This is a genomic window from Pseudomonas nabeulensis, assembly GCF_004682045.1.
Lineage (GTDB): Bacteria > Pseudomonadota > Gammaproteobacteria > Pseudomonadales > Pseudomonadaceae > Aquipseudomonas > Aquipseudomonas nabeulensis.
Genome location: NZ_QUZT01000003.1, coordinates 146,933 through 164,813, shown reverse-complemented (window position 1 = coordinate 164,813; position 17,881 = coordinate 146,933). Strand labels below are relative to the sequence as shown.

General features: G+C 61.1%; 15 protein-coding genes. 13 read left to right on the top strand and 2 right to left on the bottom strand.

Annotated elements, in window-relative coordinates; translation table 11 throughout:
- Nucleotides 1-372: 372 nt before the first annotated feature.
- From gcvH to DYL61_RS03115, 6 genes are all read left to right on the top strand, one after another.
- Nucleotides 373-756 (top strand): glycine cleavage system protein GcvH, encoded by a 384-nt coding sequence (gcvH, locus tag DYL61_RS03140; RefSeq protein ID WP_135307162.1) that lies wholly within the window; start codon nt 373-375, stop codon nt 754-756.
- Nucleotides 757-766: 10 nt separating this feature from the next.
- Entirely contained in the window at nt 767-3,607 is a 2,841-nt protein-coding gene (gene gcvP / locus DYL61_RS03135; RefSeq protein ID WP_135307161.1) for an aminomethyl-transferring glycine dehydrogenase, read from the top strand.
- Between the two features lie 165 nt (nt 3,608-3,772).
- Nucleotides 3,773-5,149 carry an L-serine ammonia-lyase gene (locus DYL61_RS03130; RefSeq protein WP_135307160.1) on the top strand — a complete coding sequence of 459 codons (1,377 nt, stop codon included), beginning with the start codon at nt 3,773-3,775 and terminating at the stop codon, nt 5,147-5,149.
- Between the two features lie 39 nt (nt 5,150-5,188).
- Nucleotides 5,189-6,313, top strand: coding sequence for a glycine cleavage system aminomethyltransferase GcvT (gene gcvT / locus DYL61_RS03125; RefSeq protein ID WP_135307159.1), 1,125 nt, complete (start codon nt 5,189-5,191; stop codon nt 6,311-6,313).
- Nucleotides 6,314-6,703: 390 nt separating this feature from the next.
- Nucleotides 6,704-6,919, top strand: a complete 216-nt coding sequence (locus DYL61_RS03120) for a cold-shock protein (RefSeq protein WP_135307158.1) — start codon at nt 6,704-6,706, stop codon at nt 6,917-6,919.
- A gap of 92 nt (nt 6,920-7,011) precedes the next feature.
- Nucleotides 7,012-7,500 (top strand): RDD family protein, encoded by a 489-nt coding sequence (locus DYL61_RS03115; RefSeq protein WP_135307157.1) that lies wholly within the window; start codon nt 7,012-7,014, stop codon nt 7,498-7,500.
- Nucleotides 7,501-7,638: 138 nt separating this feature from the next.
- On the opposite strand, the gene nadA is transcribed toward DYL61_RS03115, so the two are convergent.
- Nucleotides 7,639-8,697: a quinolinate synthase NadA gene (nadA, locus tag DYL61_RS03110; RefSeq protein ID WP_105695430.1), complete on the bottom strand. Its 1,059-nt coding sequence runs from the start codon at nt 8,695-8,697 to the stop codon at nt 7,639-7,641.
- Nucleotides 8,698-8,878: 181 nt separating this feature from the next.
- Entirely contained in the window at nt 8,879-9,502 is a 624-nt protein-coding gene (locus DYL61_RS03105; protein ID WP_135307156.1) for a helix-turn-helix domain-containing protein, read from the bottom strand.
- A 390-nt stretch (nt 9,503-9,892) separates the two neighbouring features.
- Here DYL61_RS03105 and dapA point away from each other — a divergent pair, with 390 nt between their 5' ends.
- The 7 genes from dapA to pruA all read left to right on the top strand — a co-directional run bounded on the left by dapA (nt 9,893) and on the right by pruA (nt 17,864).
- Nucleotides 9,893-10,801: a 4-hydroxy-tetrahydrodipicolinate synthase gene (gene dapA / locus DYL61_RS03100; protein ID WP_135307155.1), complete on the top strand. Its 909-nt coding sequence runs from the start codon at nt 9,893-9,895 to the stop codon at nt 10,799-10,801.
- 20 nt (nt 10,802-10,821) lie between these two features.
- Nucleotides 10,822-11,895 (top strand): ABC transporter substrate-binding protein, encoded by a 1,074-nt coding sequence (locus DYL61_RS03095; protein WP_135307154.1) that lies wholly within the window; start codon nt 10,822-10,824, stop codon nt 11,893-11,895.
- Between the two features lie 71 nt (nt 11,896-11,966).
- The gene (locus DYL61_RS03090) at nt 11,967-12,803 is read left to right on the top strand and encodes an ABC transporter permease (RefSeq protein WP_135307153.1); all 837 of its coding nucleotides are present in this window, start codon (nt 11,967-11,969) and stop codon (nt 12,801-12,803) included.
- A complete protein-coding gene (locus DYL61_RS03085; protein ID WP_202978021.1) occupies nt 12,803-13,678 on the top strand; it encodes an ABC transporter permease in 876 nt (291 codons plus the stop codon). The genes DYL61_RS03090 and DYL61_RS03085 overlap by 1 nt, the downstream gene beginning before the upstream one ends.
- A 22-nt stretch (nt 13,679-13,700) precedes the next feature.
- The gene (locus tag DYL61_RS03080; protein WP_135307152.1) at nt 13,701-14,798 is read left to right on the top strand and encodes an ABC transporter ATP-binding protein; all 1,098 of its coding nucleotides are present in this window, start codon (nt 13,701-13,703) and stop codon (nt 14,796-14,798) included.
- A 9-nt stretch (nt 14,799-14,807) separates the two neighbouring features.
- The gene (locus tag DYL61_RS03075; RefSeq protein ID WP_135307151.1) at nt 14,808-16,250 is read left to right on the top strand and encodes an FAD-binding oxidoreductase; all 1,443 of its coding nucleotides are present in this window, start codon (nt 14,808-14,810) and stop codon (nt 16,248-16,250) included.
- 15 nt (nt 16,251-16,265) lie between these two features.
- On the top strand, nt 16,266-17,864 hold the full coding sequence (gene pruA / locus DYL61_RS03070) for an L-glutamate gamma-semialdehyde dehydrogenase (protein WP_135307150.1): 1,599 nt from the start codon (nt 16,266-16,268) through the stop codon (nt 17,862-17,864).
- Nucleotides 17,865-17,881: the final 17 nt, after the last annotated feature.

Sequence of the window (17,881 nt, the reverse complement as noted above, 5' to 3'; positions counted from 1 at the left end):
GGTGTGTCAGTGGAAGATAAGTTGACTGACACACCGCAATCGGGGGCAAGCCCCCTCCCACATTGACCTCATTTCAAATGATTGAATGCATTCCAATTTTGGTCCAGGAACGACATCGGCTGTACCGAAAGCGCTACAGCGTAACGATATCGCTACAACCCTGCTTTTCACGCGCCATGCAAGGCTTTGATCCACATAGGCTTTTTTTCTTGCGCGCAACTGTAGCGAAATCGCTACACCCTCACTGCATAAGTCTATAACCACTTTTATTAACTCATTGATTTATAACGATTTAATAACATTGGCCGCGATCTTGCTAAGCAACTCCTCATTATTCCGTCCACCAGGCGAATCTGGCCCCGAGGAGTTTCCATGAGCGAGTTGCGTTTCACTGAAGATCACGAATGGCTGCGCGCCGAAGCCGACGGCAGCGTCACCGTGGGTATCACCGCTTTCGCGCAGAACGCGCTGGGTGATGTGGTTTTCGTGCAACTGCCGGAGTTGCAGGCCTACGACAAAGGCGCTGAAGCCGCCACCGTGGAGTCGGTCAAGGCCGCCAGCGGCGTGTACATGCCCCTGACCGGTGAAGTGCTGCAAGTGAACGAACAATTGAGCGACAGCCCGGAACTGGTCAACGAAGACCCGCTGGGCGAAGGCTGGTTCTTCCGCTTCAAACCGGCCGATGCCGGGGCGGTAGCTAAACTGTTGGATCAGGACGCGTACGACCGCCTGATCAAAGCCAACGCTGAAGCTTGAGGAGCGCGCAATGACCGTTAACATCACCACCGCCAACGAATTCATCGCCCGCCACATCGGCCCGCGCCAGGAAGATGAGCAGCACATGCTCGCCACCCTGGGTTTTGATTCCCTGGAAGCCCTGAGCGCCAGCGTGATCCCGGAAAGCATCAAGGGCACCAGCGTGCTCGGCCTGGAAGACGGCCTGAGCGAGGCCGACGCCCTGGCCAAGATCAAGGCCATTGCCGGCAAGAATCAACTGTTCAAGACCTATATCGGCCAGGGCTACTACAACTGCCATACGCCGTCGCCGATCCTGCGCAACCTGCTGGAAAACCCGGCCTGGTACACCGCCTACACCCCGTACCAACCGGAAATTTCCCAAGGCCGCCTGGAAGCGCTGCTGAATTTTCAGACCCTGATCAGCGACCTCACCGGCCTGCCGATTGCCAACGCCTCCCTGCTCGATGAAGCCACCGCCGCCGCCGAAGCCATGACCTTCTGCAAACGCCTGAGCAAGAACAAAGGCAGCAACGCCTTCTTCGCTTCGATCCACAGCCACCCGCAAACCCTCGACGTGCTGCGCACCCGTGCCGAACCGTTGGGCATTGACGTGGTGGTAGGCGATGAACGTGAGCTGACCGACGTCAGCCCGTTCTTCGGCGCCCTGCTGCAATACCCGGCGAGCAACGGTGACGTGTTCGACTACCGCGAGCTGACCGAGCGTTTCCACGCCGCCAACGCGTTGGTAGCGGTGGCCGCCGACCTGCTGGCCCTGACCCTGCTGACACCGCCGGGCGAATTCGGCGCCGACGTGGCCATCGGCAGCGCGCAACGCTTCGGCGTGCCGCTGGGCTTTGGTGGCCCGCACGCAGCGTATTTCTCCACCAAGGATGCGTTCAAACGCGATATGCCAGGCCGTCTGGTTGGCGTGTCCGTCGACCGTTTCGGCAAGCCGGCCCTGCGCCTGGCCATGCAGACCCGCGAGCAACATATCCGCCGTGAAAAAGCCACGTCGAACATCTGCACCGCCCAAGTGCTGCTGGCCAACATCGCCAGTATGTACGCCGTCTACCACGGCCCTAAAGGCCTGACCCAGATCGCCCAGCGTGTACACCAGTTGACCGCGATCCTGGCCAACGGCCTGACCACCCTGGGCTTCAAGGTCGAGCAAGAACACTTCTTCGACACCCTCACCCTCAATACCGGCGCCCAAACCGCCGCCCTGCACGACAAGGCCCGCGACCAGCGCATCAACCTGCGTGTGGTAGACAGTGAGCGTGTTGGCGTGTCGGTGGACGAGACCACCACCCAGGCCGATATCGAAACCCTGTGGGCGATCTTCGCCGATGGCAAAGCCCTGCCGGCGTTCACGGCCAAGGTCGACGCGACCCTGCCAACCGCGCTGCTGCGCCAATCGCCTGTGCTCAGCCACCCGGTGTTCAACCGCTATCACTCCGAAACCGAGCTGATGCGCTACCTGCGCAAGCTGGCCGACAAGGACCTGGCGCTGGACCGCACCATGATCCCGCTGGGTTCGTGCACCATGAAGCTCAACGCCGCCAGCGAAATGATCCCGGTGACCTGGGCCGAGTTCGGTGCCCTGCACCCGTTCGCTCCAGCCGAGCAAAGCGCCGGCTACCTGGAGCTGACCTCCGACCTGGAAGCCATGCTCTGCGCGGCCACCGGTTATGACGCGATCTCCCTGCAACCAAACGCCGGTTCCCAGGGCGAGTACGCCGGCCTGTTGGCGATTCGTGCCTATCACCAGAGCCGTGGCGATGAGCGCCGCGACATCTGCCTGATCCCGTCGTCGGCCCACGGCACCAACCCGGCTACCGCCAACATGGCGGGCATGCGCGTGGTGGTCACCGCCTGCGATGCACGCGGCAACGTGGATATCGAAGACCTGCGCGCCAAGGCCATCGAGCACCGCGACCACCTCGCCGCACTGATGATCACCTATCCGTCCACCCACGGTGTGTTCGAAGAAGGCATCCGCGAAATTTGCGGCATCATCCACGACAACGGCGGCCAGGTGTACATCGACGGCGCCAACATGAACGCCATGGTCGGCCTGTGCGCGCCGGGCAAGTTCGGCGGCGACGTGTCCCACCTGAACCTGCACAAAACCTTCTGCATTCCCCACGGCGGTGGCGGCCCGGGTGTTGGCCCGATTGGCGTCAAGTCGCACCTCACGCCATTCCTGCCGGGCCACGCGGCCATGGAGCGCAAGGAAGGCGCGGTGTGTGCGGCGCCGTTCGGCAGCGCGAGCATCCTGCCGATCACCTGGATGTACATCAGCATGATGGGCGGCGCGGGCCTCAAGCGCGCTTCGCAGCTGGCGATCCTGAATGCCAACTACATTTCCCGTCGCCTGGAAGAGCACTACCCCGTGCTGTACACCGGCAGCAACGGCCTGGTGGCGCATGAATGCATCCTGGATTTGCGCCCACTCAAGGACAGCAGCGGCATCAGCGTGGATGACGTGGCCAAGCGCCTGATCGACTTTGGTTTCCATGCGCCAACCATGTCGTTCCCGGTGGCCGGCACCCTGATGATCGAGCCGACCGAAAGTGAATCCAAGGAAGAACTGGACCGCTTCTGCAACGCCATGATCGCCATCCGCGAAGAAATTCGCGCCGTGGAAAACGGCACCCTGGACAAGGACGACAACCCACTGAAAAACGCACCACACACTGCCGCTGAACTGGTGAGCGAGTGGACCCACCCGTACACTCGCGAGCAAGCGGTGTACCCGGTGCCGTCGTTGATCGAAGGCAAGTACTGGCCGCCGGTGGGTCGAGTGGACAATGTGTTTGGGGATCGCAACCTGGTGTGTGCGTGCCCTTCTATCGAGAGCTACGCATAACCTAAAGGTCAAGTAGGTCAAATGTGGGAGGGGGCTTGCCCCCGATAGCGGTGTATCAGTTGACAACTCTGGTGGCTGACACACTGCTATCGGGGGCAAGCCGAATCGTCGCACCGCCCCTCCCACACTGACCGAGTCAAATAATAAGAAACCGGAGAACCACTCATGTCCTTAAGCGTGTTCGACCTGTTCAAGATTGGCATCGGCCCCTCCAGTTCCCACACCGTCGGCCCGATGCGCGCCGCCGCCCGATTCGTCGAAGGCCTCAAGCGTGACAACCTGTTGAGCGCCACCACCAGCATCAAGGTGGAGCTCTACGGTTCGCTGGGTGCCACCGGCAAAGGCCACGGCAGCGACAAGGCTGTACTGCTCGGCCTCGAAGGCGAACACCCGGACACCGTGAACACCGAAACCGTGGCCACGCGCCTGGCGCACATGCGCAAGGACGGCCGCCTGAATTTGCTCGGCGAACACAGCATTGCGTTCAACGAGAAAGAACACCTGGCGATGATCCGCAAACCCCTCGCCTACCATCCCAACGGCATGATTTTTCGTGCCTTCGACGCCGCCAACATTCAAATCCGCAGCCGTGAGTACTACTCCGTCGGCGGTGGTTTTGTGGTGGATGAAGACGCCGCCGGCGCCGACCGCATTGTCGAAGACGCGACACCGCTGACCTTCCCGTTCAAGAGTGCCAAGGACCTGCTCGGTCATTGCGCCACCTACGGGTTGTCCATCAGCCAAGTGATGCTGACCAACGAAAGCGCCTGGCGCCCGGAAGCGGAAACCCGCGCCGGTTTACTCAATATCTGGCAAGTGATGCAGGATTGTGTAGACGCGGGCTGTCGCAATGAAGGAGTGCTGGCCGGCGGTTTGAAGGTCAAGCGCCGGGCGGCGGCGTTGCACCGGCAACTGTGCAAGAACCCGGAATCTTCGCTGCGCGATCCGTTGTCGGTGCTGGACTGGGTCAACCTCTATGCGCTGGCGGTCAACGAAGAAAACGCCAACGGCGGGCGCGTGGTCACGGCGCCCACCAATGGTGCAGCCGGAATTGTGCCGGCGGTGCTGCATTACTACATGCGCTTTATTCCCGGCGCAAACGAAGACGGCGTGGTGCGCTTCCTGCTCACCGCCGCCGCCATCGGCATTCTGTACAAGGAAAACGCCTCGATCTCCGGCGCCGAAGTCGGCTGCCAGGGCGAGGTCGGCGTGGCGTGCTCCATGGCCGCTGGCGCCCTGTGCGAAGTGCTGGGCGGCACGGTGTCCCAAGTGGAAAACGCCGCCGAGATCGGCATGGAACATAACCTCGGCCTGACGTGCGACCCGATTGGCGGGCTGGTGCAGGTGCCGTGCATCGAGCGCAATGCCATGGGCTCGGTGAAAGCCATCAATGCAGTGCGCATGGCCTTGCGTGGTGACGGGCAGCATTTTGTGTCCCTCGACAAGGTCATCCGCACCATGCGCCAGACCGGCGCCGATATGAAAAGCAAATACAAGGAAACCGCCCGTGGCGGTTTGGCGGTCAACATTATCGAGTGCTGACGCCCCCAGGCGCGCCAGCACGTTTTTCAGGAGCTGAATATGTCCACCGAAACCCTGTTGAAAACCCCATTGCACGCACTGCACATCGAACTTGGTGCACGCATGGTGCCCTTCGCCGGCTACGACATGCCGGTGCAGTACCCGCTGGGCGTGATGAAAGAGCACCTGCACACCCGTGACCAGGCCGGGCTGTTCGACGTGTCCCACATGGGCCAGATCCGCCTGACCGGCGCGAATGCCGCCAAGGCCCTGGAAACCCTGGTGCCGGTTGACATCATCGACCTGCCGGTGGGCATGCAACGCTACGCAATGTTCACCAACGACCAGGGCGGCATCCTCGACGACCTGATGGTGGCCAACCTGGGTAACGATGAGTTGTTCCTGGTGGTCAACGCCGCCTGCAAGGACCAGGACCTGGCCCACCTGCGCCAGCACATTGCCGACCAGTGCAGCATCGAGCCGCTGTTCGAAGAACGTGCCCTGCTCGCCCTGCAAGGCCCGGCGGCGGTGAAGGTCCTGGCGCGCCTGGCACCGGAAGTCACCAAGATGACCTTCATGCAGTTCGCCACTCTGCGCCTGCTGGGTGTGGATTGCTACGTCAGCCGTTCGGGCTACACCGGTGAAGACGGTTTTGAAATTTCCGTGCCTGCCGCCAATGCCGAAAGCCTGGCCCGCAGCCTGCTGGCCGAGACCGAAGTACAACCGATCGGCCTGGGCGCCCGCGACTCCCTGCGCCTGGAAGCCGGCCTGTGCCTGTACGGCCACGATATGAACACCGAGACCACGCCGATTGAAGCCAGCCTGCTGTGGGCGATCTCCAAGGCCCGTCGTGCCGATGGCGCACGTGCCGGTGGTTTCCCCGGTGCCGACCGCATTTTCACCCAGCAACAAACCGGTGTGAGCCGCAAGCGCGTCGGCTTGTTGCCACAGGAGCGCACACCGGTACGTGAAGGCGCAGAAATTGTCGACGAGCACGGCACCGTGATCGGCAGCGTGTGCAGCGGCGGGTTTGGCCCGACATTGGGCGGCCCGTTGGCCATGGGTTACCTGGACAGCGCGCTCACCGCCCTGGACACCGAAGTGTCTGCGTTGGTACGTGGGAAAAAGGTGCCACTTCGTGTAAGTAAAATGCCATTTGTGCCACAGCGTTACTATCGTGGCTGAGCAACTGTTCCTATAAGTAACGCGGTTGCGTTACGTGCACTAATCTGTAACGCAACCGCCATAAAACAGTGCAGTGACGATAGTCATTACTTAAGGAAACAACCTATAACCAGTGACTAACTCTATCGAATAAGTCGAATCCAAAATGTTGACCGAAGTGTCATGATGCCGAGCAATAGCTAGGCTTTAGGCAGGGCTTGTCTTTTCGCTATTAGTTGGCGTAGAGTTTGATCACTGTGTTTGCATGGGTCGCTTTGAACCTGGACCTGGGCAGTAGCCAATAGTTTGCTACAACCCGTTCGACGTCTCTTACTTTCCTGCAACCCAGCCCAGTACTCTTTCATTGGAAAGAGGCTGTCATTAATTTTTAGCGTCAAAGGAAAGAAGAAAATGTCTGATCAACGTCAGAGCGGTACCGTCAAGTGGTTTAACGACGAGAAAGGGTTTGGTTTTATCACTCCAGAAAGCGGTCCGGATCTGTTCGTGCATTTCCGCGCTATTCAAGGCAATGGCTTCAAGAGCCTGAAAGAAGGCCAGAAGGTCACTTTCAAAGCCGTGCAAGGCCAAAAAGGCATGCAGGCTGACGAAGTACAAGCAGAAGGCTGATCCCGACTGCGACAAAAAGCCCCTGATATGACATCAGGGGCTTTTTTATGCGCGTTATTTCGTACTATGGGTTTTTCTCCAGAGACCCTGCCATGTCCAAACCCCTGCTGAGCCCCCAAGGCGAATTCCCCGCTGTTGGCCTGGGCCGTCGTCTGGCAGCGATGTTCTACGACTTTTTGCTGTGCACCGCCCTGCTGATCGTCACCGCGTTTATCTACAAACTGGTGTGGATCGCCTTCGTGGGCGAAGCCAGGATGCGCACCCTCACCGAATCCGGCGCGCTGGACGGCGACCCGTTGTTGTCGACGATTCTGTTGTTTGTGTTGTTTGGTTTCTTCGCCAAGTTCTGGACCCACTCGGGGCAAACGCTGGGTATGCAGGTATGGGGCGTGCGCGTGCAGAACGCGGACGGCACACGTATCAGCCTGTGGCAGGCATTGCTGCGTTTTGTGGTGTCGATTGCGTCGTGGTTGTGCGTGGGGCTGGGGTTTATCTGGTCGCTGTTTGATAAGCGCAAGCGCAGCTGGCATGACATCTACTCGGATACGCAGTTGGTGCGAATTCCGAAGCAAAAGAAGTAACCCCAAGAACAATAGAAATTCAAATGTGGGAGGGGGCTTGCCCCCGATTGCAGTGTGTCAGCTACAGATAAGCTGACAGATACACCGCCATCGGGGGCAAGCCCCCTCCCACATTTTTTCACTGTGTTCACAACGGGATCAGGCGTTGCCCGCCAACCTCAGGCGCGCCGCCTGGGTGAAATCCAGCATCCGCTTCAGCGGCCGCACTGCCTGCGGAATCACCGACGGCTCGACAAAGATCTCATTGCTGCCCTCACGCAAGCACTGCAACGTGCGCTCCAGCGTGTTCATCGCCATCCACGGGCAGTGCGCGCAACTGCGGCACGCTGCGCCGTTGCCGGCGGTCGGTGCTTCAACAAACACCTTGTCCGGGCACAGCTGCTGCATCTTGTAGAAGATGCCACGGTCGGTCGCCACGATAAACGTCTTGTTCGGCAAACGCTGGGCCGCCGCGATCAGTTGGCTGGTGGAGCCCACGGCGTCCGCCAACTCGATCACCGAGGTCGGGGACTCCGGGTGCACCAGGATCGCCGCGTCCGGGTACAGCGCCTTCATGTCTTCGAGCTGCTTGGACTTGAACTCTTCATGGACGATACACGCACCGTCCCACAGCAACATGTCGGCACCGGTCTGGCGCTGGATGTAGGTGCCCAGGTGCTTGTCCGGGCCCCAGATGATGGTCTCGCCGTTGTCCATCAGGCTTTCGACGATTTCCAGTGCGCAGCTGGAAGTGACCACCCAATCCGCCCGGGCTTTGACCGCCGCCGAGGTGTTGGCATACACCACCACGGTGCGCTCGGGATGCTGATCGCAAAACGCGGAAAATTCATCCACCGGGCAGCCCAGGTCCAGGGAGCAGGTGGCTTCCAGGGTCGGCATGAGGATGCGTTTTTCGGGGGTGAGGATCTTGGCCGTCTCGCCCATGAAACGCACGCCGGCGACTAGTACGGTCTTGGCCGGGTGAGCCGCGCCGAAGCGGGCCATTTCCAGGGAGTCGGAGACACAGCCACCGGTTTCTTCGGCCAGAGCCTGGATGATCGGGTCGCAGTAGAAGTGGGCAACCAACACCGCATCCTGAGCTTTCAGCTCGGCGGCGATGGCGGCGCGCAGGCTCGCCTCTTCGTCGGCGCTGAGGGCCTTGGGCTGCTTGGCGTCGAGGTGGGCTTGAACCAGAAGGCGTTCGGAAATTTGCGTCATGTTCGCAAGACCTGCAGGCGCAGTTGCGCGAAAGTCGAGTGTACCACCGGCTCTGGAGCCCTTCGGGCGCCGCCGGACGAAGTGTTTTTGTTCATCAAGCACGGTTGAAACTGAAGCTGCGCAAGGCTACAGAATATCGATTGGATTCAAAAGCCCATTCTGGCAGTTGCGCAGGCCCCAATCACTTGTTACTGGCATAGATCCACAGCACTTCGGCATCGTCGGGGCTGGTCGAGATCCATTTATGACCACTGCTGGCGTCGTAATAGATGGTGTCACCCTGAGCCAGGGCCAGCGGCTCGTACAGCTCAGAGTAGATGGTGATCTCCCCCGACAGCACGTACACGAAAATCTCCCCCGGATGGGTCGGCCATTCGGAGTAGTCCCGGGTACTGCGGGCAATGATGGTGGTTTTCACCGGCAGCATGTTCTTGTTGCGCAAGTCGGCGGCGAACCACACGTTTTCACAGGTCCTGGTGGCGATGGCCACGCCATTGGAGTGGCGACTGGTGCTGCGCCGGCCTTGGGTCATGGACGCGTCGCTGTCGTTGAGCAGGCTGACCACGTCCATATCGAACCCGGCCGCGATCTTGCTAAGGCTACTGAGGGTGGGCGACAGCTCGCCGCGCTCGATCTTCGACAGGGCCGACAGCGACAGGCCGGTGTGCTTGCTGGTCTGCACCAGTGACCATTGCCGCTCCTTGCGCAGCCGATGCAGCCGGGGGCCGATCTCTATCGACGCCCGTGGCGATTCTGCCGAGTGATCTTCAAAAGCCGGGGAGCTGATTTCGAGATTGGTGTCCATGATGCGGCTGACGCTCCGATTGGCTAGTGCTCAGACTGTTGATTCGAAAAGAAAAAATGTGGGTTCGCGGATTATTCATGCAAGCGGCTCGGCGACGCCAAACAGCTGTGTCGCAAAATACTGCTTGCTTCCACAAAAAGTAAAGTATATCACTATAGTGGAAACCATCCATTATCAAGGATGACAGACAAGGAGCGTCACCGTCTGAGCGACCTTGCGGAGCTTGACTTGCACCTACGAGAAATATACAAAAAAACTGTTTACCAGTGATTTTGTAGCCGAATTAAAACAGGGCGCAAAGACGCCGTTGATTTGCCAAAGAACAATAAATTTACGAGCAAACAATTTCTTTTCCAGAACTGCCGCGTTGCTCGACCAACAGGAATGGCTATGAATCAGAAGCAGAAATACACCGGCATCCTCACCGCGGTCCCTACGCCGCTGAATGCGGACCTGAGCATCAATGTCGACTCGCTGACGCGACACATCCAGAACCTTCTGGACACCCCCACCGACGCCATCATCCCCCTGGGCGGCACCGGTGAATATACCTCGCTGTCGTTCGCCGAGCGCATGCAGGTCGTCGAATGTTCCGTGGCGGCCGGCGGCGGCAAGCTGCCGATCATCCCTGGCATCCTGTCACCGGGTATCGGTGACGCAGTAGATAACGCCAAGGCCTTTATGTCTGCCGGCGCCGACGCGCTGATGGTGGTCACGCCGTATTACTTCCGCCCCACCCAGCAAGGCATCCTCGATTACTACAAGCGTTTCTCCGATGAAGTCGACAGCGACATCATTCTCTACGAGATCCCCTACCGCACCGGGGTGTCGCTGCATCACGACACCGTTGCCAAGTTGGCCGAGCAGACCCGCGTAGTCGGCATCAAGGCCTGCAACCCTGACCTTGCCGTGCAGATGCGCGTCGCGGAAAGCTCCAGCAAGAAGATCTCGATCCTGTCCGGTGAAGAAGACGTTCTGCCGCTGCACGTGGCGATGGGCGCGGTCGGCGCGATCATTTCCAGCTCCAACCTGATTCCAAAGCACTGGGCCAAAGTGCTGAAACTTGCCCTGCAAGGCCAGCTTCAAGAGTCGATCGACCTGCACACCACCCTGCGCCCCCTGATCGACCTAATTTTCTCCGAACCCAATCCTGCCCCCATCAAAGCCGCGCTCACCCAGCAAGGTTTCGCGATGGGCGAGGTGCTCGCGCCGTTGAAGTCTGCCAGCCAAGGGCTGCAGGCAAGCATTGCGCAGTTAGTGCCCGCCTATATTGAGCGTGAGCGTCTTCTCGCACTTTAATTTTCCAGGGGTGTCAGGACATGAGCAAAAAAACCGATTTCGCTTTACCGCGTCGCGACTTCCTCAAGGCCGTTGGCGTCACCGCCATGGCCAGTGCGATTGGCGCACCGCTGCTGGGCGCATCGAGCAGCGTACAGGCTGCCTCGAACAAACTGGTGATGGTCAGCTGGGGCGGCAATTACCGCACCGCCGTCGAGCAGGCGCTGACGATACCGTTTGAAAAAGAGACCGGCATCAAGGTCACGCTGATCGACACGCCAGACCTGGCCAAGGTCAAGGCGCAGATGATGACCGGCAACATCGAATGGGACATCTTCGACGCCACCGGCCCGATGGTCTTCAGCGGCGAAAAGAACAACTACTGGGAGCCGTTGGACAGTGGCCTGGTGGACGCCGCCGACCTGATCACCCCGCCGTCCAAGTACGCCGTGCCGTTCTATGGCTACACCGGCGGCATCTGCTGGGACGACAACCGTCACCCGGCGGGCAAACACCCAATGAACTTCGCCGAATACTTCGACGTCGAGAAATTCCCCGGCACTCGCACCCTGCGCAACCGTGCGGTGGAAACCCTGGAGTCGGCGCTGCTGGCCGACGGCGTGGCCCCGGCTGACATGTACCCGCTGGACGTGGAGCGCGCGTTCAAGATGCTCGACAAGATCAAGCCGCACATCGGCAAATGGATCGAGCAGACCCCGCAGACCACCTCCCTGGTGCAGACCGGCGAGGTCGACTACAGCTACACCTACGCCACCCGCGCCAAGGCCGCTGCCGAAGCCGGGCAACCGCTCAAGTTCTCGTTCGAACAGAACCTGATCGGCCTGGAATACCTGGTGGTGCTGAAAAACTCGCCAAACAAAGCCAACGCGATGAAGTTCCTGAGCTTCGCCATGCGCCCGGAGAACCAGGCGGCGTTGATGGACCTGCACGGCAACACCCCGGCCAACAACAAGGCCGTGGCGCTGATGAACGCCGACACCCGCCAGTGGCTGTCCAACCCGTCCAACGTTCACAACGTGCTGATCAGCGACGCCTGGTGGGCCGAGCATTACGACGAACTCACCAGCCGTTTCAAGTTATGGGCGCTTAGCTGATTGCCCATCGCCGAAGTCCGCTCTGACCCCACGGCCCGAGCGGGTCGACAACGTTTGATCGAGTTCACGTTATGAATAATCGCAACGACGCCGCCCTGTACGTGGGGCCGGCCACCGTTTTTTTGCTGGCCATTATCCTGGTGCCCCTGGGTGTGCTGCTGTACACCAGCCTGGCGGGACAGCACGGGTTTTCGCTGGAGGCGTACCAGAAGCTGTTCTCCAGCCCGCTGTTTCGCCGCACGCTGTGGGCCACGTTTGAAATCAGCCTGCTGGCTTCGCTGGCAAGCCTGTTGCTGGGTTATCCGCTGGCCGTGCACCTGGCGCGCCAGCCGGCGCGACGCCGGGCGATCTACATGATCCTGGTACTGGTGCCGTTCTGGACCAGCATCCTGGTCAAGAGCTTCGCGTTCACCATCCTGCTGGGCAAGACCGGCCTGATCAACAGCCTGCTGTCGATGCTGTTCGGCACCCAGGTCCAGTTGCCCATGTTGTTCAACCGCTTCGGCGTGATGGTCGGCATGACCAACTACCTGGTGCCGTTCATTGTGTTCCCGGTGTTGGCCAGCCTGCTGGCGATCAACCCGGCACTTTATAAAGCTGCGGAAATCATGGGCGCCAAGGCACCTCGGATCTTCTTCAAGATCACCGTACCGCTGAGCCTGCCCGGCGTCGCCGCCGGGGTGCTGAGCACCACCATCATGTCGATGGGTTTCTTCGTGATCCCCGCCCTGCTGGGCAGCCCACAGGACGTGATGATGTCCAACCTCGTGGACTTCTACACCCGTGAAACCCTGGACTGGAACACCGCCTCGGCCATCGGCGTGGTCATGCTGATCATCATCGCCGTCGCCGGCCTGTGCGCCAGCCGCTTGCAGCGCTACGGCGCCAAACCCCGGGAGGCCGTGTGATGACTGCCACTAAAGTGAGTCGTTTAAATAGCCTCGACAGTGCCGAGTTGGCGTCCTACGCCACGGTACGCATCAAGGACCGCCAAGCCACGGGTTATCGCGTGCTGATGACGTCCCTGGCGTGGGTCATCTACGCGTTCATCCTGATCCCCAGCCTGATCGTGATTCCGATCTCGTTCGGCGGCCCCGGCGAAATCACCTTCCCGCCGCAGCGATGGACATTGGAGCTGTACGCGCAGTTGTTCAGTTCCTCGACCTGGATGGACCCGATCTACCAGAGCCTCAAGGTCGCGGTGATCACCATGGTGATTTCCGTGGTACTGGGCGTGCCCGCCGCCTACGGGTTGGTGCGTTTCGAGTTCCCCGGCAAGCGCCTGGTGATGATGCTGTTGATGGCGCCCGTGCTGGTGCCGGTGATCATCGTATCCCTGGGCCTGTACCTGTACTTCGCCCGCCTGGGCTGGACCGGAACCACCGCCGGGCTGGTCGCCAGCCATGTGGCGTACGTGATGCCGTTCCTGATGATGACCGTGATCGCCGGGGTCAAGAAGCTCGACCCGGACCTGGAGTTCATGGCCACCATCATGGGCGCCAGCCGCAGCACGGTGTTCTTCAAGGTGGTACTGGCGCAACTCAAGCCATCGATTGCCGCCGGGGCCTTGTTCGCCTTTTTGATCTCCTTCGATGAAGTGGTCATCGCCTGGTTCCTGACCAGCGCGTCCACGGTGACCCTGCCGGTGAAGATGTACAGCAGCATCCAGTGGGACATCTCCCCGGTGATCGCCGCCGTGTCCAGCCTGCTCACCGTGATGTCGCTGCTGGTGTGTTGCTCGTTGGTGTATCTGCGGGCCGGTACGCCCGATGAAAACCACTGATTCAAGACTTATCGGAGTTCCTATGCTCAACGCTCAACAAACCAGCGACACCATGATTTCGTTCCAGGGCATCCGTAAAAGCTACGGCGGCCTGGACGCCCTGCACACCACCGACATCAACGTGCGCCGGGGTGAATTCCTCAGCCTGCTCGGCCCCAGCGGCTCGGGCAAAAGCACCATCCTCAATATCATCGCCGGCGCGATTCAGCCCAGCAGCGGTCGCCTGTTGATCGACGGCCAGGACGTGCTCGACAAGCCCTCACGCGAACGTGGCCTGGGCATGGTGTTCCAGAACTACGCCCTGCTGCCGCACCTGAATGTGTACGACAACATCGCCTTCCCCCTGCGCATTCGCGGCGCCAGCAATGCCGAGATCAAGCAAAAGGTCGGCAGTGCGCTGGAGCGCGTCGGCCTGGTGGGCTTTGAAAAACGCAAGCCACGGGAAATGTCCGGCGGCCAACAGCAACGCGTGGGCATTGCGCGCTGCATTGTGTATTCACCGTCGATCATCCTGATGGACGAGCCCCTCGGCGCCCTCGATAAAAAGCTGCGTGACCAGCTGCAAGGCGAGATCAAGAAGATCCACCGCGACCTCGGCACCACCCTGGTCTACGTGACCCACGACCAGGAAGAAGCACTGAACCTGAGCGACCGTATCTGCCTGATGAACGGCGGGCGCATCGCCCAGCACGGCACGCCGGACGAGTTGTACTTCGAACCCAAGAGCGAGTTCGTCGCAGACTTTGTCGGCGAGTCCAACCTGCTCGATTGCACCGTGGAAGCCGCCAACCGCGTGAGCCTCGCCAGCGGCGCGCAGCTTCAGGTCAAGCCCGGCTGCACCCAGGACATCGTGGTGGGCACCCACACCAAAGTGATGATCCGTCCGGAAAAAATCGCTATCACCCAAGGCGCCGTGGTGCCCGGTGCGGCGCAAAACAGCGTGAGCGGCGTGGTGCGTCAGATTTCCTTTGTCGGCGGCATGACCCGCTTCGAGCTGGAGCTGCCCGGTGGCGGCAACCTGCTGGTCAAGGACATCTCCAGCCGCCTCAGCGAACGCACCGCCATCGGCCAGCCCATGCATGTGCATTGGTCTGCGGCCGACAGCGTCGTCTTGAAGTAAGGGGGTCCCATGAACGAGCAACTCATCATCCAGGGCCTGCAAGCCATCGTCGGTGCCTCGGGCGTGGTCCAGGCCGAATTCGACAAGCAGGCGCACCTGGTGGACTGGCGCAAGCGTCACCACGGCCAAGCATTGTGCGTGGTGTTCCCGACCTCGACGCAGCACGTGTCCGCGGTGGTGCGTTTTTGCGCCGAACACGACCTGCGGATCTTCCCCCAGGGCGGCAATACCAGCGTGTGCGGCGGCTCGGTGCCGACCGAAGACGGGCGCAACGTGGTGCTGAACCTGGCGCGCATGAACACCATCGTCAGCGTCAATGCGGCCGACAATTCGATGACCGTCGAAGCCGGTTGCATCCTGGCCAACCTCCACGACGCCGCCGCAGCCGAAGACAAACTGTTCCCGTTGAGTTTCGGCGCCGAAGGCTCGTGCCAGATTGGCGGCTGCATCGCCACCAACGCGGGCGGGGTCAATGTGATCCGCTACGGCAACACCCGCGACCTGATCCTCGGCCTGGAGGTGGTGCTGCCCGATGGCACGATCTGGAATGGCCTGCGCACCCTGCGCAAGAACAACAGCGGGTACGACCTCAAGCACCTGTTCATCGGTTCCGAAGGCACACTGGGCATCGTCACCGGCGCCACGCTCAAGCTGTACCCGCAGCCCAAGGCGATGGTCACAGCGATGCTGGCCGTGCCGGATATCCACGCGGCCGTCGCCCAAGGCCTGACGTTGCAGCAGGCGTTTCCCGGTTCGTTGATTGCCCTGGAATTCATCTCCGGCAGTGAATACGAAATCGTGCTCAAACATGCGCCGACGGTGAAACGCCCGCTGACCACCGACCCGCAATGCGTGGTGCTGATCGAGCTGTCAGCCGCCACCGGCACCAGCGATCAACTGGTGGATGCGCTGTCGGACTGCCTGGAGCCGTCCATCGAGGCCGGCGTGATCGAAGACGCGGTGATCGCCTCCAGCGAACAACAGCGCCAGGACCTCTGGCTGCTGCGCCACAGCGTCACCGAATCGAATGTGCATGAAGGCATGGGCATCACCCACGACATCGCCGTGCCGATCTACCGCATCCCGGATTTCGTCGACCAGGCCGGCGCAGCACTGGCCGAGCATTACCCCGAGGCGCGCCCGGTGATCGTCGGGCATATGGGCGACGGCAACCTGCATTACATCGCCATGTTCCCCCACGCCGTGTGGGCCGACGTCGCCGACAAGAAAGCCTTCCAGCACGCCCTCAGTTGCCGCCTGTACGACATCGCGGCGGCCCTCGACGGCACCTTCAGCGCCGAGCATGGCATTGGTTCGCTGCATGTCGACGAGATGGGCCTCTACAAGCCACAGGCCGAGTTGCAGCTGATGCAAGGCATCAAGGCGCTGCTCGATCCCGCCAATCGTTTCAACCCGGGCCGCGTGTTGCCCGGCACGAATCCTTCCCTTTAAATCAGGAGCCCCCACATGAACGCTACGCCACATTTTCCACGTCCCGACAACGAACCTGAATTGGCCTACCTGGCCGATTCCCCCGAGTGGGCCGAGCTGCAAAAGCACCTGGGCAACCAGGAAGTCATCGACATCCCCGCGGTGATCGGCGGCGAAAAAATCTACACCGGCGACATCGAAGAAATCCGCGCGCCCCATGACCAGTCACGCCTGTTGGCCCGCCTGCACCGCCCGACCGCCGAGCATGCGCAGCAAGCCATCGACAGTTCCATGGCCGTGGCCAAACAGTGGGCCGCCGTGCCGTTTGCCGACCGTGCGGCGATCATGCACCGCGCCGCCGCCATCGTCGCCGGGCGCATGCGCCATCGCATCAACGCCGCCACCATGCTCGGCCAGAGCAAGACCATTGCCGAAGCCGAACCCGACAGCGCCTGCGAGCTGATCGACTTCCTGCGTTTCAACACCCTGTTTGCGCAGAAGATCTACAACGAACAACCGACCTCGGTGCGCGACGCGCAGAACCGCGCCGACTGGCGTCCGCTGGAAGGTTTCGTCTATGCAGTATCACCGTTCAACTTCACCGCCATCGGCGCCAACCTGGCCTGCGCACCCGCCGTGATGGGCAACGTGGCGCTGTGGAAACCGTCGAACAAATCGGCGCTGGCCAACTACATCTTTTACGAGGCCCTGGTGGAAGCCGGCATGCCAGCCGGGGTGATCAACTTTGTACCGGGTGACCCGGCGGCGGTGACCGAAGTGGCGTTCAATTCGCCGCACTTTGCCGGCCTGCACTTCACCGGTTCGTCCGAGGTGTTCCGCTCGCTGTGGCAGCAAGCCGGTGCGCGCATCGACAAATACCGCACGTTCCCGCGCCTGATCGGCGAGACCGGCGGCAAAGACTTCGTCCTGGCCCACGCCTCGGCGAACCCGGATGAAGTGGCGATTGCGCTGGTCAAAGGTGCGTTCGGTTATTCGGGGCAAAAGTGCAGCGCAGCCTCCCGCGCCTACATCCCGAAAAACCTCTGGCCCGACGTGAAAGCACGGGTGCAGCAACTGGTGGCGAGCTTGAAGATCGGCGACGTGGCCGAGCGTGACACCTACAACGGCGCGGTGATCGACAAGGCCTCGTTCCAGCGCCTGAGCGGGCGCATCGACGCCGCCAGGAACGATGCCGAAACCACGCTGGTGGCCGGTGGCGAGTACTGGAGCGAGCCGGGCTGGTTCATCCAACCGACCGTGTACGAGGTGAGCAACCCGCTGCATCCGCTGATGCGTGACGAGCTGTTCGGCCCGATCCTGGCGGTGTACGTCTACGAAGAAAAGGCCTGGGACGACACCCTGGCGCTGATCGACAGCAGCACCGAATACGCCCTCACCGGCTCGATCTTCAGCACCGACCGCTTCGCCCTGCTGCAGGCACAGAACATATTGGTCAACGCGGTGGGCAACCTGTACCTCAACGACAAGACCACCGGCGCCATGGTCGGCCAGCACCCGTTCGGTGGCGGGCGTCGCAGCGGCACCAACGACAAGGCCGGTTCATGGATGAACATCCTGCGCTGGACCTCCGCCCGCGTGGTCAAGGAAACCTACGCGCCTTCGCGTACCTGGTAACGCCAACGACGGCCCCG

Coding starts and splice junctions, on each gene's coding strand:
- dapA (WP_135307155.1), top strand. CDS start 9,893: ATGAATCAGAAGCAGAAATACACCGGCATCCTCACCGCGGTCCCTACG.
- DYL61_RS03105 (WP_135307156.1), bottom strand. CDS start 9,502: ATGGACACCAATCTCGAAATCAGCTCCCCGGCTTTTGAAGATCACTCG.
- nadA (WP_105695430.1), bottom strand. CDS start 8,697: ATGACGCAAATTTCCGAACGCCTTCTGGTTCAAGCCCACCTCGACGCC.
- gcvP (WP_135307161.1), top strand. CDS start 767: ATGACCGTTAACATCACCACCGCCAACGAATTCATCGCCCGCCACATC.
- pruA (WP_135307150.1), top strand. CDS start 16,266: ATGAACGCTACGCCACATTTTCCACGTCCCGACAACGAACCTGAATTG.
- DYL61_RS03080 (WP_135307152.1), top strand. CDS start 13,701: ATGCTCAACGCTCAACAAACCAGCGACACCATGATTTCGTTCCAGGGC.
- gcvT (WP_135307159.1), top strand. CDS start 5,189: ATGTCCACCGAAACCCTGTTGAAAACCCCATTGCACGCACTGCACATC.
- DYL61_RS03075 (WP_135307151.1), top strand. CDS start 14,808: ATGAACGAGCAACTCATCATCCAGGGCCTGCAAGCCATCGTCGGTGCC.
- DYL61_RS03115 (WP_135307157.1), top strand. CDS start 7,012: ATGTCCAAACCCCTGCTGAGCCCCCAAGGCGAATTCCCCGCTGTTGGC.
- DYL61_RS03130 (WP_135307160.1), top strand. CDS start 3,773: ATGTCCTTAAGCGTGTTCGACCTGTTCAAGATTGGCATCGGCCCCTCC.
- DYL61_RS03090 (WP_135307153.1), top strand. CDS start 11,967: ATGAATAATCGCAACGACGCCGCCCTGTACGTGGGGCCGGCCACCGTT.
- DYL61_RS03085 (WP_202978021.1), top strand. CDS start 12,803: ATGACTGCCACTAAAGTGAGTCGTTTAAATAGCCTCGACAGTGCCGAG.
- DYL61_RS03120 (WP_135307158.1), top strand. CDS start 6,704: ATGTCTGATCAACGTCAGAGCGGTACCGTCAAGTGGTTTAACGACGAG.
- gcvH (WP_135307162.1), top strand. CDS start 373: ATGAGCGAGTTGCGTTTCACTGAAGATCACGAATGGCTGCGCGCCGAA.
- DYL61_RS03095 (WP_135307154.1), top strand. CDS start 10,822: ATGAGCAAAAAAACCGATTTCGCTTTACCGCGTCGCGACTTCCTCAAG.